We start from the raw sequence: 15,366 nt of genomic DNA on the forward strand, positions 1-15,366 counted from the left end.
GCTTTATAAATTAACTTTAGTTATATAGAATATAAATTCGCGTGATTATTTTTGCGAAATAACCGAAATTACGCTTTTCTTTAATTTTTAATCTTCTTATTCTGGATAAATGACATCTCAACTAATTAAAAAAATAGTTACTGGAGATGAGATAAGAAATGCTTTTTTGCAATTTTACAGTCAAAAATTACATAAAATCATCCCAAGTGCATCTTTGATTCCAGATGACCCTACGGTTATGCTCACAATTGCAGGAATGCTACCTTTTAAACCAGTTTTTTTAGGTTTAAAAGAAAGACCATCAAAAAGGGCTACATCTAGCCAAAAGTGCATCAGAACAAACGATATAGAAAACGTTGGAGTTACAGCTAGACACCACACTTTTTTTGAAATGCTTGGTAATTTCTCTTTTGGAGATTATTTTAAACATGAGGCTATTAAATGGGCTTGGGAGTTAGTTACTAATATCTATCAACTTTCTGTTGAAAATATAATTGTGAGTGTTTTCCACGAAGACGAAGAGTCTGCAAAAATTTGGAGAGATGAAATTGGTATTCATCCAGATAGGATAGTGAAACTAGGTGATGAAGATAATTTTTGGTCATCTGGCAAAACAGGTCCATGTGGACCTTGTTCAGAACTTTATTATGATTTTCATCCTGAAAAGGGTCTGCACAATATTGATTTAGAAGATGGAGATCGTTTTATTGAATTTTATAATCTTGTTTTTATGCAATATAATCGTGATTCTAATGGAAAATTGACAGATTTAAAATTTAAAAATATTGATACAGGGATGGGTCTTGAAAGGATGGCTCAAATATTACAAAAAAAGCAAAATAATTATGAGACAGATTTAATTTTTCCTATTATTCAAAAAATTTGCGAGATTGCAAATATTGATTATTTTTCTTCAGATGATAAAAACAAAATTTCTTTAAAAATCATTGGTGATCATACAAGAGCTGTTATTCATTTAATTTCTGATGGCGTAGCAGCAAGTAATCTCGGCAGGGGATATATTTTAAGAAGGCTCATTAGAAGAATGGTCAGACATGGCAGATTATTAGGTATAACAAATGAATTTTTACCTAATATTGCTACTGTCGGAATCAATTTAATGCAAAATAATTATCCTGAGTTAAAAAATAATAATGATTTAATTTTGAATGAGATAAAAATTGAAGAAATAAGATTTAGGGAAACTCTTGAAAGAGGAGAGAAATTGCTAGATGAGTTAATTTCTTCAGGGCAGAAATTAATTTCTGGTTTTAAAGCTTTTGAACTTTATGATACTTACGGATTTCCTTTAGAACTTACTGTAGAAATTGCTGAAGAAAATAGTATCAGTGTTGATGTAAAGGGTTTTGAAGAAGAAATGAATGCACAAAAAGAGAGAGCTAAAGCTGCTTCAACTAACATTGATTTGACATTAGAGGGATCATTAGAGCGAGAAATAGATCTTTTTAACAAAACTGTTTTTAATGGTTATAATTCACTCCTTTCGGAAGCTGAAATCAAGGGTATATTCCTGGATTCAACATTAGTTAAGCAAGCAAGTGAAGGTCAGAAAGTTTTAATTGTTCTTGATCAGACAACTTTTTATGGAGAATCTGGCGGGCAAGTTGGTGATATTGGAACGATATTTTCAAAAGATGTAGAGGTTTTGGTTGATAATGTTATTCGAAAGAAAAATGTTTTTTTACATTATGGAACGATCAAAAAAGGAATATTAACTATTGGACAAAAAGTTAAGACTAATGTTAGCTCCTCTAACAGAGCTAAGGCTGCTGCAAATCATACAGCTACTCATTTATTACAATCTGCACTTAAATCAGTTGTTAATGAAAGTGTTGGACAAAAAGGTTCATTGGTAGCCTTTAATAAATTACGATTTGACTTTAATTCCTCTAATCCTATTTCTAAAGATCAAATTTCTAAGATTGAGACTTTAGTTAACTCTTGGATTATGGAAAATCATGCCCTAGAAATAAAAAATATGACTAAGAGTAAGGCTCTTGAAAAGGGCGCAGTCGCCATGTTTGGAGAAAAATATGATGATGTAGTCCGCGTTGTTAATGTACCTGGAGTTTCAATGGAACTTTGTGGTGGCACACATGTTAAAACTACATCTGAATTAGGTTCTTTCAAAATAATTAGTGAGGAAGGAATCTCAGCTGGAGTCAGAAGAATCGAAGCATTATCAGGTCAATCAGCATTAGACTATTTCAGTGATAGAAATGCTTTAGTAAATCAACTAAGTGATTTGTTAAAAGCAAATCCTAATCAACTTTTTGAAAGGGTTAATAATTTGCAAGCAGAGCTTATTAATAAGAATAAAGAGATACAAAAAATGAAAGATGAAATTGCATATTTTAAATACTCTTCTATAAAATCATCCGCAGAAATAGTAAATTCTTTTTCAATTTTGGTAAATCAGATTGATGGCTTAGATGGGAATTCTTTGCAATCTGCAGCACTTAATTTAACTTCTCATTTAGGAAATAAAGCAATAGTGATTCTTGGGGGAATACCAAATCCAGAAAATAGAAAGTTGTTATTTGTAGTTTCTTTAGGTGATGATGTAGTAAAAATAGGATTACATGCAGGTAAATTAATTAATGAGATTGCAAGAATTTGTTCGGGAGGTGGAGGAGGAAAGCCTAACTTTGCTCAAGCAGGTGCTAAAGATATTGATAAGTTAGGTGATGCTCTAGATTATGCTAAAAATTATTTGCAAAAAACATTAGATAGTTATTCTGATAAATAACTACTTTTTCTGAGACTAATTTCGATTTGATCCATTAATTTCCTTGCTTCTTCAATAGTTAATTTTTTTTGATCAATTGCTGATTCAGTATTAATTCTTATAGATTCAACCAAAGAAGCTGAGCTATAATCTAACAATTGTAAAATTTCAGATTTACTGTCCTCTTTAATAATATTTTTGACCTTGTATGAATCATCTTGATTTATGTCTATATAAACAACGTTTGTACTGCCAAATAAATTGTGCAAGTTTCCTAATGCTTCTTGATAGGCTCCAGTCATAAAAATTCCAACTAGATAATCTTTATCTTTCTCTGGCTTATGTAAATTTAGTAATGATTTAATTTTTCCATCATCAATAAAATTATTTAGTTTCCCATCTGAATCACAAGTTAAATCTGCAAAGTTGCCTTTGCAGAACGGCTCCTCTAAGTGCCTGTGTATTGGTACTATTGGAAAAATCTGATTTATTGCCCAGCTATCGGGAATAGATTTAAAGATAGATAAATTTGCATAATAAGTTGATGCAAGAGTTTCTGTAATTTCAGATAAATCAGGGTGATTGATTTCATCATTATTCAGGTTATTAGAAATTTCTTTTGCGCAAGCCCAAGTAATTTCTTCGGCATAAGCTCTTTCTGCCAAACTTAAAAATCCTAATCTAAAAGCTACTAAGCAATCTTCTTTAAACTTTTTTGCATCATTCCATAGTTCAATTATTTGAGATAAATTTATTTTTTTATCTTTAAGTTTTTTTAATTCATAGAAAGTTTCAAGTAAGTTTGAAATTATTAATTGTTGATTTTTGTTATCAAAAATTTGTAGTTTGGAACTGACATGGCTTGTTCCTAAGACATTAAAAATTAAAACTGAACAATGACTAATTATTGCTCTTCCACTTTCTGAGATTATGGTTGGATGCTTGATATTATTTAATTCACATGAATCCTTAATAGTTGCAATTACATCGTTAGCATAATTTTGCAAAGAATAATTAGTAGAGGTGTTTGAGGAGGTTTTAGTTCCATCAAAATCTATCCCTAATCCTCCCCCAACGTCGATATATTGCATAGGGGCTCCCAGTTTGCATAGTTCAACATATATTTGACTCGCTTCTTGTAATGCATCTTTGATCACAGCAATATCACTTATTTGACTGCCTATATGAAAATGGAGCAATTTCATTTCGTTGATAAGATTTGCTTCTTTTAGTTCTTTTATTGTCAACATAATTTCTGGGATTGATAATCCAAATTTGGAATTATCTCCAATAGATTTACCCCACCTACCACTACTTTTACTTGATAACTTTGCTCTAATTCCTATCAATGGAGTCGCGTTAAGTTCTTGAACTGCTTCAATAATTCTTTTTACCTCATCTCGTTGTTCAATAACTATTATTGGATTTTTGCCTAGTTTTCTGGCCAAAGTAGCAATCTCAATATATTTTTTATCTTTATATCCGTTGCATATTAATAATGAATTTTGGTTTTCAAGAAGTGCAAGGCCAATTAATAGTTCTGATTTACTTCCTACTTCTAAACCAAAATTCCATTGGCTACCAAACTCTATTATCTTTTCTAGAACATTTTTCTGTTGGTTACATTTGACAGGAAAAACGCCTTGATAAATGTTCTTATATTTATAGGTTTTTATTGCTTTTAAAAAAGAGTCATGTAATGCATTTATGCGATCTTTCAAGATATCATTAAATCTTATAATTAATGGAGGATTGATTTCTCTACTCTTAAGTTCTTTGACAAGCTTAAAAAGATCAATCTTATTTTCAGATTTTATATCTTTAGTTACTGATATATTTCCTTTGGAATTTATAGAAAAATATTTATCTCCCCATTTGTCTATGTTGTAAGTCGAAATACTATCTTCAATAGTCCAAATATTCTTTAATTTTTTCGGCTCAAAATTGGTCAATTTATTTCTTAGTGATTAATAAATGTTTTTGAAAATAACTCAAAACAATATCTCTTATTTTAATGATTACTTGCCAAGTTACCACCCAAAAGATGAATATACATAGAGTGATTATTAACTAAATGACCAAAGAGAGAACCTTTATTGCAATTAAACCAGATGGAGTTCAAAGAGGATATGTTGCTGAGATTATTGGCAGATTTGAAAAAAAAGGATTTAAATTGGTTGGATTAAAGCAATTAATTCCTTCAAAAGATCTTGCTCAAAATCATTATGGAGTACATAGAGAAAGACCTTTTTTTGGTGATTTAGTAGACTTTATTTCAAGTGGTCCTGTTGTAGCAATGGTGTGGGAAGGCGAAGGAGTTATTTTGAGTGCTAGAAAACTAATAGGTGCAACAAAACCTCTAGAAGCAGAACCTGGCACAATTAGAGGCGATTTAGCTATTGATATTGGGAGGAATATTATTCATGGTTCTGATGGAGAAGATACAGCAAAATTTGAAATTGATCTATGGTTTAACGAAGAGGAATTATGTGAGTGGGAAACATCTGATTCGAAATGGCGATCTGAAAATTAAAATTTAAATATCGAATCTATCTAAACTAAATTTCTCTAAAAAGATTTTTTCTATATCGCTGAGACATTTATTTTGAACTATTTTCAAAAGAAGATCACTTGTTAATGCAGAAAATAAAACTCCATTTCTGTAATGTCCTGTAGCTATAAAAAGGTTTTCAATTTTTGATTTTCCAATTATTGGTTTAATGTCTGGAGTGCACGGTCTAAATCCCCACCAATGTTCCATTTGTGGCCAATTAATAGCTTCTGGTAATAAGGAGCGAATACCTTCTTGCAGTTGTTTTATTCCATTAGGAGTATTGCCATGATTAAATTTTGAATCTTTTTCAACTGTAGCTCCAACGATAATAAGTCCGTCATCACGAGGAACAAGATAAGTTTTTGGTCCAAAAATAACTCTTTTCAAAAAATTTGTTGGACCTTGTATAGATAGCATTTGTCCCTTTACAGGAAAGACTGGAATCTTTTTAAAAATTTTTTTACTCCAAGCACCACTGCATATAATTGCTTTTTGGCAGTTAATTATTTTTAGTTCCCCAGTCGCACATAAAACTTTTGCACCAGTAATTTTGTTTTTTTCTAATTTTAAATCCTCTACTTCTGATCCTTCTTGAAATTCAACTCCATGCAATGAGCATGCTCTCTCAAGAGCGCGCATCAGTCTTCTTCTGTTATCTATTTGACCATCTTGTTCAAATAGTAAACCATGTTTCCAAATAGAATTCATTCCATTAATTTCTGTTTGAAGGTCTTTGTGATTTAAATATTTTCCATATTGATAAGTGGGAAACTTTTCAAGATCTTCTTTATTTTTAAAAGGAACTACTATGCCACATTTTTTTAAACCGCATTTAATATTACTATCTTGCTCAATACTTTTTATCCACTTTGGAATTAGACCTTGACTTTCTTGGCCAAATTTTAGTAACTCATCTTCGAGCCCTTCGGCATGAGTAGCTAACATTCCTGCAGCAACAAATCCAGCTGATTCATTTCTGTTTTTGCTTAAAACTAAAACTTTGAAATTATTTCTAGCAAATTCATAAGCAATAGATAAACCAACAAGTCCACCGCCAATAATTAATATTGAATTTTTTGTTTCTTGTGTCATTTAATAATTAATATTTTTATTTGTGTTTTGGTACTCTTTTCCTTTATATCCAATATTATTAATAAAGAGACTTTTGATAATGAACAATTTGGAATCTTGGGAAGCTGTGATTGGTTTGGAAACTCATGTACAGCTTAATACGAAAAGTAAAATATTCACATCTGCGTCAACAGCTTTTGGTGATGCACCTAATACGCATATAGATCCTGTAGTTTGTGGGTTACCAGGAACTCTTCCAGTTTTGAATGAGACTGTTCTTGAGTATGCTGTAAAAACTTCTTTAGCATTAAATTTAAATGTTGCAGAACATTGTAAATTTGATAGAAAACAATATTTTTATCCTGATCTGCCTAAAAATTATCAAATCTCACAATTTGATGAGCCACTAGCTGAAAATGGCTGGTTAGAGGTTGAAATAATTGAAAAAGACAAAGAACCTTATATCAAAAAAATTGGTATAGAAAGGCTTCATATGGAAGAAGACGCAGGAAAACTAGTTCATTCAGGTAGTGACAGATTAGCTGGTTCTAAGTATTCTTTAGTTGACTACAATCGCGCCGGAATAGCACTTTGTGAGATTGTAAGTAAACCAGATATTAGATCAGGTAAAGAGGCATCTGAATATGCTTCAGAGATTAGAAGAACAGTTAGATATTTAGGTGTATCAGACGGAAATATGCAAGAGGGTTCATTACGCTGTGATGTCAATATTTCAGTGAGAAAAGGACCTGATGCTCCTTTTGGTACCAAAGTGGAAATAAAAAATATGAATTCATTTTCTGCAATTCAAAAGGCTTGTGATTATGAAATAGCCAGACAAATAGAAGTTTATGAAAATGGAGGAAAAATTGTCCAAGAAACAAGGTTATGGGATGAAGCTAAGCAATTAACTAAAAGTATGAGATTAAAAGAAGGTAGCAGTGACTATAGATATTTTCCTGATCCTGACTTAGGGCCAATTGAAATAACAAAAGCCCAACAAGAAATATGGTTTAAAGAACTACCAGAATTACCCTCAATGAAAAGAAATAAATATGTCCTTCAATTTGGGTTATCTGCATATGATGCAAGGGTAATTTCTGATGAAATAAGCATGGCAAACTTTTTTGAAGAAACAGTAGCAAATGGCGCCGAGGCCAAACTAGCTTCAAATTGGGTAACAAGTGATATTGTGGGCTATTTAAAATCAAACAAACTAAGTTTTAGAGAATTAAAGCTTACTCCTGAAAATCTTGCTGAAATGATTAGCATGATTTCAAAAAATATAATTAGTGGAAAAATTGCAAAAGAAATTTTACCTGAACTTATTCAAAAAAATATTTCTCCGAAAAAATTAGTTGAAGAAAAAGGGTTGGCAATGATATCTGATTCTTCAAGTATTTTACCAATAATTGATGAACTTATAAATGAATATCCAAATGAAGTTCAAGCATTTAAAAATGGTAAATCTAAGTTACTCGGTTTTTTTGTTGGTCAACTTATGAAAAGAACTAAAGGTAAAGCTGACCCGAAACTTGCAAATAAACTTCTTATGGAAAAATTGAATAGCTGAAGCTTAAAGAAGTTCTTTTAACGTATTGATCCATTTATTTTGATCATCTGAATTATCTATAATAATATCTGATAATTTTCTTTTTTCTTCAAAACTTAATTGAAAATTTATCAATTCATATGCTTCTTTTTCGCTAATTTTATCTCTTTTGATAAGTCTTTTTTTTTGTAGTTCTTTAGAACATTTAACTAACCATATTTCAGTGCAAATATCTTCAAATTTTGCTTCAAATAATAATGGAATAACCAATACTATAGTTTGATTATTTGCGTATTGCCTACATTCTTCTATCATTTTTTCTTTAATTAAGGGGTGAAGCAGTTTTTCAATCCATTCTTTACTTTCTGAATGTTTAAAAATAATCTTCCTTAGAAGTTTTCTGTTTATTTCTCTTTCTGAATTATTGCTTTTATCAATAATTTTATTGCCAAAATAATCTAAAATTTTTTCATATCCATATGTGTTTGGCTTGATTAATTCTCTTGATAAATGATCTGCATCTAATATTGGAATGTTTTTATGTTTTTTAATATAATTAGTTATGGTTGTTTTCCCACTTGCAATACCACCTGTTAGACCAATTCTTCTTTGGTTGTTTTTTGATTTTTGAAGAATATCCATATAATTAATAATAATCTAATTTCTTAGTTTCATTAGCATTAAAGAGTAGTTAGTATAAATTAGAATACCAAAAAGTTTGAGCCAGTCAGATTCCAATTGGTCGTTTGTTGATGACAGTAAGGTAATACCTAAGGGGTTTCTTTTTGCTGGGATATCTGCTGGATTAAAAACCTCTAATAAAAAGGATTTAGCACTAATACTCGCTCCAGAAGGAAGTATTTTTAGTGGGATGTTTACTCAATCAATAGTTCGAGCTTCTTGTGTGGATATTTGTGAGGAAAGGATTAAAACAACTTCAGGTTTTTTACGAGCAATACTAATTAATTCTGGTCAAGCGAATGCATGTACAGGAAATCTTGGAATTCAACATTTTCAAATTGCTACAGGAAAGATTGCGGAACTTTTAGGAATAAAAGAAGAAGAAGTTTTAATGTGCTCAACTGGTGTCATTGGTGTTCCAATTCAAATAAATGATTTAATAAAAAATTTACCGAGTTTAGTAAGTAATTTGAATAGTAATAATTTTCAAAATGCAGCAGAAGCAATTTTAACTACTGATTTGACTTTGAAAAAGGTTTTAATAGAGACGACTATTCAAGGTAGAAAAATAAAAATAGCAGGATTTGCAAAAGGTTCAGGAATGATTTACCCCAACATGGCTACAATGCTTGCTTTTCTAACATGTGATGCTGGCATTCAAAAAGAAGTATGGGACAAAATGATTGCTATTGCGGTTAAAAAATCTTTTAATGCAATATCAGTTGATGGAGAGACAAGCACAAATGATTCTTTTGTTGGAATAAATGCAGGAGAGAAAATTGAAAAAAGGTTTTTTCCAATTATCCAGGAAGGTATTGATATTGTATGTCAAAACTTGGCAAAAAATATTGCAAGGGATGGAGAGGGAGCAAATTGTTTATTAGAAGTTATGGTTCAAGGAGCAAAAAAGACTGATGATGCAATTATGCTCGCGAAATCTATTTGTAATTCTGCCTTGGTAAAAACTGCGATACATGGTTGTGATCCTAATTGGGGAAGAATCATTTCTGCTGCAGGTAATTCTGGAGTTAAATTCAACTTAAACGACGTTGACTTGTATATAGGAAACACTCATATTTTGGAAAACGGTAATTTAAATAAATATGATTCACAAAAAGTCAAAGATTATATTAAGTCCAGAATGAAAGGTAGATATTTAGTAGATGATATTGTAAAAATTATGATTAATCTAAATTCTGGCGAATCGAAAGGCACAGCTTGGGGGTGCGATCTGTCTAAAAAGTATGTAGAAATAAACTCAGAATATACGACTTAACGTAAAAACGCAGTTATAGCAATAGATCTGAGGATTGTATATATGTTGCTTACAGTCTGCTTACATTAAATTAGGACTTATTATTACTAATTTAATTTAGTCGAAGTAGGTTAAACATATCCGTTAACTATGGTTGGATGTTCTTTGTTTTTGAACATTTTTCTATAATCATCATGCAATCTTTCAGTTGCCAATTTTCTTTTCTTCATGGCATCTCTGATTAGATCCATCTCATTGAATGTTCTATTGAGAATGGTGAATGGAGTAGTTAGTTTCATAAAACCTCCTTTTTTAATAAAGACTAAAAATTAATAACTCAGTCGCAGTAAATTAAACAATTTTGATTTGTTGGATGTTCTCTGCATTCTTTCTCCCAAAAGTTTTGAAACTCAGGGGTGCATTTCTCAAGTTCTTTTGGGGTTTCGTTTAGATTTAATCCTGCATAATTAAACGCAGTTAAGTATCTTGGAAGAATGTTAAATTGATTGAATAGTTTCATAAGACCTCCTAGATCTATATCTATATTGTCCTCTTATTAACTTTAAATTCATAGAGTATTATTACCCGAGTAGAAGTGCTTTGTGGTTGTCACGACTATCTTTTCTAGTTCAGTAGGAGTAGAAATAATTCAGGAGTCAAAAGCACTTCATCGACTTTGTGGACAGCGAGGTGCATACGACTCGAAGAGGGCAAACAAATGCCCTCTTATTTTATTTTTGGTCAATTTGATTTTTACCCAAATTTTTCTTTTGCATTAAAAATTAGTTGCTTAATCGTTTCCAATTTCTTATCTAATTCCCTTTCATTGATTTTTAAACGATAATTACCTCTAGCGTTGTCATAATCTAGAGTTGTAATCTCTGCCTGATTAATAATTTCATCATTTTCTTCGGTCTGGGGAAGTTTTATTGCTACCCCTAAAAAATTTTTTTTGGGTCTAAATATACTGTAATTTTTTGATCTACCATTGAACTTTAATCCAATATAAAACTTGTTGTAATTGAACTCTGCATCAGGATCAAACTCAATAATATTAGATAAAATTTTATCTGCCATTTCTACGGTTTTTGGAGTTCCACGCTTCAACCAATAATCTCTATCTGTTATTTCAGCAACTTCTTCATCCTCATCAACTAATCCAAGTTGCTGAACATCTAACACCTTTGTGAAGTGAAGACCCACCCCTTCTGCTGTTTGGATGGCACTAACTTGAATTGCCATTAATGGTATAGAACCATTAAATAAACTGATTACATTAAGAAATCGACTGGTAATATCTTCTGCAATTATCACAGCAGTGTGATTATACTGAGGATATCTTTTCCTTTCTATATCCCAATATTCAATACTTCTAATAATATGAGATTCGTCTGTTGCGCCTAGTTGTATTTCAACTTCATATCTATCAATTCCATCTGCATCTTGAAGTAAAAGATCTAATCTTCCTGCGTGATGATGAATTCTTTCTTTATCTTTTAATATGACATCTCCAATTCCGATAATAGAAGGATCATCAGCAATAATATCTTGCAACCATCTTTCATTTAATTCAGGATGGTTTTTTAGTTTAATAGTCTTTAATGGAACATGCTTCATATTTTTAAGACTCTTTTAATTAATTGTAGAACTAAAAGTGATTAGGAAATTTTAATGTTTTAGAAAGCATGTTCTGTTGCTTACACTTTGCTTACAGTAGTATTAATTTTGAAAAGTAAGTTATTGCAAGCAATTATAGAGATTTTCTTTATATAGCAATGAATAGCGAATATACTACTTAAGTTTTAGTAAATCTATTGGTAGATATTCATTTATATAAAGAAACAGTATTGTTAAAGTACCAATTACAGAACCTATAAAACCTCCAAAAAAATTAACTAATAATCCAGATGCTCTAATTATTGTTTCTTCGTTTTTTCCTTCTTCAAAATTAGGAGAATCAACAACTTTTAAGCGCTTATTGGTTGTTGGTTGTTTAAGTTGTTGGTGTCGGATGAGGGCTTCGAAATCAGGCATGGAATTTGTGAGGCAATTGAACAATAAGCAGACCAGCCCGTCATTCGACGAGGGTCTGATCTGCCTAAATCGTCTACAGCTTCAAATACAGCATTTCCAGAGGCTTCTGCTTTATCAAATGCTGAAAGTAAGGGTACAAATGTATCAAAAACATATAAACCAAAATTTTCTAGAGCTGCTTTGGCTTGTGCCGCTGCTTTCTGCTGTCTAAAATCAACTTTTACTATTACTACTGCATGGTTCACTTTTAAGTTACTTAATAAATTGGCTAGTTCAACAGTTAATTCCACTGATCTTGCTTTTGCAGTTGTAGGTAAGATAACTAAATCTGAACCATATGCTAAGTGTTTAAGTTCTTCTTGATCACTACTAGCCTGGCCATCAGTTATTACAATTTCTGATGATCTTGATGCTTTGGCAGCTGAACTGACTGGGAAAACTGGAAATGGAAGATTGCCTCTTGATGCGTATGCTAAGGCAGATCTATTCTTGTCGGCATCGACTATGCAAACTTTTTTACCTTCAGAATGCCAAACACTTGCAAGGTGAATACTTGTGCAGGTCTTGGCTACACCCCCTTTTTGTCCGCAAACGGTAATGAACAATTTTTTATTTTTATTTCTCTTACTTTGGAGAATAATTTCTTAATGTCAAGAGAAAATGATTTTTAATGCTTTAAAACTTATTTTTTGAAATATTTTAAAGAGGTTAATATTTTTAGATAACCTTATAAAGTTCCTTATTTAAATAGGCTGGTGAAGAAAAGAATTGGATTAGGTACTTGGTCTTGGGGAAATAAGATTTTTTGGAATTACCAATCTACAAATGACGATGACTTACGTGAGACATATGATGAAGCGTTAAAAAGAGGTTTTGATTTAATTGATACTGCAGATTCTTACGGTACTGGTAATCTTGAGGGTAGAAGTGAATTATTGATAGGCAAATTTTTACTAAATACTTCTTCAGCAAAGAAAAAAAGAATTCAAGTTGCAACTAAACTTGCACCTTATCCCTGGAGAATCGGTCACAGAGGTTTTAATAAACCTTTTTTGAAAAGTTTAGAGAGACTTAATAACAAATTAGATATAGTGCAATTACATTGGTCAACTGCAAAATACAATCCTTGGCAGGAATTAGGGCTTTTGAATAATCTTTGTGATTTAAAAGATCAAGGATTTGATTTTCAAATCGGCTTGTCAAATATAGGCCCTAAAAGATTGACGAAACTAATTAATTTCTTGGCAACAAGAGATCAGAGCCTAAAAAGTGTGCAGATACAGTTTTCTTTGCTTGCTCCGGATTTAGGAAAACAATATCAGGTAAAAAAAATTTGCGAAGAAAATAATATTGATTTCTTTGCTTATAGTCCTTTGTCTTTTGGAATACTTTGTATTGATCCAGATAAAGAAGAAAATAAAGAAAAAAGTTTTATTCGTAATTCATTATTTGAAAACTATAAAAAACCAACTTATGAATTGCGGAGGTGTCTAAAAAGAATTGCGCATCAAAGATCCGTTTCTCAAGCGCAAGTAGCAATTAATTGGTGTTGTTATCAAGGAACCATCCCACTCGTTGGGATGCGAAAAAAATCTCAAGTTATAGATATATCGAATGTATTTAATTGGAATTTAAAGAAAAATGAATTTAAAGTACTTCAGGAAGTTTCAAAAAAATGTTTAAAAAAAATGCCGAAAAATCCTTTTTCAAGTAATTAATAAAATTTTTAGCTAGATATTTTCTTATTTTTTTTTATTAGACAACCACTATTCCATAGTTCATTAGGAAATTTTTCACCAGTAAATCTAATCACTTTTGGTTTGAGATTTATTATCAAGTCATTTAGTTTTTTATTAGATTCCATTTTGCAAGATTGGATTCTTTAATAAGATAAATTAATTTAAAACTTATCTTCTCAGTATTTATACTTATAAAATTAAAAAAATTCTTTTTAATACAAGCGATTGGAGCAATATTTACAAACTAATAAATTATCTACTACAACTTCTAAGTTATTTTAAAAAGTGGAGTCCTTCCAGACTCCTTGTATCATTTGGTTGATAAGGCTGATATAACCCCATCTCCTTTAGGATCAAGCAGCAACTGGTGCTGTTTGACGGGAGAAACTAACGATTTTGTTAGCATTTGTGTTTTTACTCTAACCGAGCCGGCTTCAGTCACCTTCCTTATGCCCCGTCGAAACCATTACAACCCCAAATGGTGGAGTTGAGCGGAATCGAACCGCTGTCCGAAACATCGGTTGAGATCACCTAGTCCAATTGGACATTTATATTCTGACAGGCAAAATGGTTATTGAATAGTTTTTTCATTAAGTTTTATCGTATATGAATGTAGTGGCATCATCTCCGGAGGGACTAGAGAAATCTTTAGCTGAAGAAATTTCAAATTTAGGCGGCTTTAATATTAATACTTACAAAAGATTCATTAATTTTGAATGTGATTTTGAAACTTTTTATAGAGTTCATTTCTATTCCAGATTAGCTTTTCGTTTTTATAGAGAAATTGCAAGTTTTAATTGTTATGATAAGCAATCTTTATATGAGGGGGTTAGAGATTCATTTGATTGGTTAAATTGGTTGCACTTTGATAAAACGTTTAATGTTCAAGTAACTGGGAGAACATCTTCTTTAAGTCATACACATTTCACTGCTCTTGAAGTAAAAAATTCTATAACCGATTTGCAAAAGGCAGTTTGGAATAAAAGATCAAATATTTCTCTAGATAATCCTGATTTTATAATTCATCTGCATTTAAATAATAATAATGCAACTCTCAGTCTTCAAAGTAGCGTAGAAAGCTTACACAAAAGAGGCTATAGACCCGCAATTGGAAATGCTCCATTAAAAGAAAATTTAGCTTCTGGATTGATAAATATGACTCAATGGAATGGTAAAGTCCCATTAATAGATTTGATGTGTGGCTCAGGAACTTTTTTAATTGAGGCAGTAAACCAATTCCTTGGAGTTCCTATAAATATTGATCAAGTATATCTTTTTGAGAATTGGTTGGACTTTAGGAAAAATATTTATCTTAATGAAAAAAATAAGGCAAAAAATAAAATTATAAATTATGAAAAATTACCAACAATAATAGGCTGTGAAATTAATAAAAAGGTTTTTGAGCAGGCGAATATAAACATATCATTGGCTGGACTCGAAAATTATATTGAACTTATAAATAATGATTTTGCAGCACTCCAATTAAAATGCCCACCTGGGATAATCATATGTAATCCTCCATACGGCAAAAAATTGGGCGATACAAATGAATTGATTTGTTTATATGAACAAATGGGAATCTTTCTAAAGAAAAATTTTTCAGGCTGGGAATTTTGGCTGCTTAGTGGAAATCCAAAACTAACAAAATATTTGAAAATGAAATCTTCATTGAAAATTCCTATTAGTAATGGGGGGATAGATTGTAGATGGATAAAGTATTTAATTAGGTAA

At 31.1% G+C, this 15,366-nt stretch carries 14 protein-coding genes; 6 read left to right on the plus strand and 8 right to left on the minus strand.

Going from position 1 to position 15,366, the window contains the following annotated elements:
* The first annotated feature begins 109 nt into the window (after positions 1 to 109).
* Positions 110 to 2,770: an alanine--tRNA ligase gene (gene alaS / locus EW14_RS00280; protein ID WP_042849530.1), complete on the plus strand. Its 2,661-nt coding sequence runs from the start codon at positions 110 to 112 to the stop codon at positions 2,768 to 2,770.
* Here the strand turns inward: alaS and speA are convergent.
* Positions 2,755 to 4,701, minus strand: coding sequence for a biosynthetic arginine decarboxylase (gene speA, locus EW14_RS00285; RefSeq protein ID WP_042849532.1), 1,947 nt, complete (start codon positions 4,699 to 4,701; stop codon positions 2,755 to 2,757). The genes alaS and speA overlap by 16 nt on opposite strands.
* A gap of 122 nt (positions 4,702 to 4,823) precedes the next feature.
* Between speA and ndk the strand changes: the two genes are divergently transcribed.
* Positions 4,824 to 5,282, plus strand: a complete 459-nt coding sequence (gene ndk, locus EW14_RS00290; RefSeq protein WP_042849533.1) for a nucleoside-diphosphate kinase — start codon at positions 4,824 to 4,826, stop codon at positions 5,280 to 5,282.
* A 3-nt stretch (positions 5,283 to 5,285) separates the two neighbouring features.
* Here ndk and thiO read toward each other — a convergent pair whose 3' ends face one another.
* Positions 5,286 to 6,395: a glycine oxidase ThiO gene (gene thiO, locus EW14_RS00295; protein ID WP_042849534.1), complete on the minus strand. Its 1,110-nt coding sequence runs from the start codon at positions 6,393 to 6,395 to the stop codon at positions 5,286 to 5,288.
* Between the two features lie 79 nt (positions 6,396 to 6,474).
* On the opposite strand from thiO, the gene gatB reads away from it, so the two are divergent.
* On the plus strand, positions 6,475 to 7,947 hold the full coding sequence (gene gatB, locus EW14_RS00300) for an Asp-tRNA(Asn)/Glu-tRNA(Gln) amidotransferase subunit GatB (protein ID WP_042849535.1): 1,473 nt from the start codon (positions 6,475 to 6,477) through the stop codon (positions 7,945 to 7,947).
* Between the two features lie 3 nt (positions 7,948 to 7,950).
* Here the strand turns inward: gatB and coaE are convergent, their stop codons facing one another.
* Positions 7,951 to 8,568 carry a dephospho-CoA kinase gene (coaE, locus tag EW14_RS00305; RefSeq protein WP_042849536.1) on the minus strand — a complete coding sequence of 206 codons (618 nt, stop codon included), beginning with the start codon at positions 8,566 to 8,568 and terminating at the stop codon, positions 7,951 to 7,953.
* A 76-nt stretch (positions 8,569 to 8,644) separates the two neighbouring features.
* Between coaE and argJ the strand changes: the two genes are divergently transcribed.
* The gene (gene argJ, locus EW14_RS00310) at positions 8,645 to 9,883 is read left to right on the plus strand and encodes a bifunctional glutamate N-acetyltransferase/amino-acid acetyltransferase ArgJ (RefSeq protein WP_042849537.1); all 1,239 of its coding nucleotides are present in this window, start codon (positions 8,645 to 8,647) and stop codon (positions 9,881 to 9,883) included.
* 110 nt (positions 9,884 to 9,993) lie between these two features.
* Here argJ and EW14_RS10150 read toward each other — a convergent pair whose 3' ends face one another.
* The 4 genes from EW14_RS10150 to EW14_RS00325 all read right to left on the minus strand — a co-directional run bounded on the left by EW14_RS10150 (position 9,994) and on the right by EW14_RS00325 (position 12,501).
* Complete coding sequence (locus EW14_RS10150) at positions 9,994 to 10,161, minus strand: hypothetical protein (RefSeq protein ID WP_197049595.1); 168 nt, start codon at positions 10,159 to 10,161, stop codon at positions 9,994 to 9,996.
* A 38-nt stretch (positions 10,162 to 10,199) separates the two neighbouring features.
* A complete protein-coding gene (locus EW14_RS00315) occupies positions 10,200 to 10,382 on the minus strand; it encodes a hypothetical protein (RefSeq protein WP_025934672.1) in 183 nt (60 codons plus the stop codon).
* 233 nt (positions 10,383 to 10,615) lie between these two features.
* Complete coding sequence (locus EW14_RS00320; RefSeq protein WP_042849538.1) at positions 10,616 to 11,479, minus strand: hypothetical protein; 864 nt, start codon at positions 11,477 to 11,479, stop codon at positions 10,616 to 10,618.
* Between the two features lie 350 nt (positions 11,480 to 11,829).
* Entirely contained in the window at positions 11,830 to 12,501 is a 672-nt protein-coding gene (locus EW14_RS00325) for a ParA family protein (protein WP_042849539.1), read from the minus strand.
* A 150-nt stretch (positions 12,502 to 12,651) separates the two neighbouring features.
* Between EW14_RS00325 and EW14_RS00330 the strand changes: the two genes are divergently transcribed.
* Entirely contained in the window at positions 12,652 to 13,614 is a 963-nt protein-coding gene (locus EW14_RS00330; RefSeq protein ID WP_042849540.1) for an aldo/keto reductase, read from the plus strand.
* 8 nt (positions 13,615 to 13,622) lie between these two features.
* On the opposite strand, the gene EW14_RS10155 is transcribed toward EW14_RS00330, so the two are convergent.
* Positions 13,623 to 13,760, minus strand: coding sequence for a hypothetical protein (locus EW14_RS10155; protein ID WP_197049596.1), 138 nt, complete (start codon positions 13,758 to 13,760; stop codon positions 13,623 to 13,625).
* 481 nt (positions 13,761 to 14,241) lie between these two features.
* Here EW14_RS10155 and EW14_RS00335 point away from each other — a divergent pair, with 481 nt between their 5' ends.
* Positions 14,242 to 15,366 carry a class I SAM-dependent RNA methyltransferase gene (locus tag EW14_RS00335; protein WP_042849542.1) on the plus strand — a complete coding sequence of 375 codons (1,125 nt, stop codon included), beginning with the start codon at positions 14,242 to 14,244 and terminating at the stop codon, positions 15,364 to 15,366.

The organism is Prochlorococcus sp. MIT 0604 (assembly GCF_000757845.1).
GTDB lineage: Bacteria > Cyanobacteriota > Cyanobacteriia > PCC-6307 > Cyanobiaceae > Prochlorococcus_A.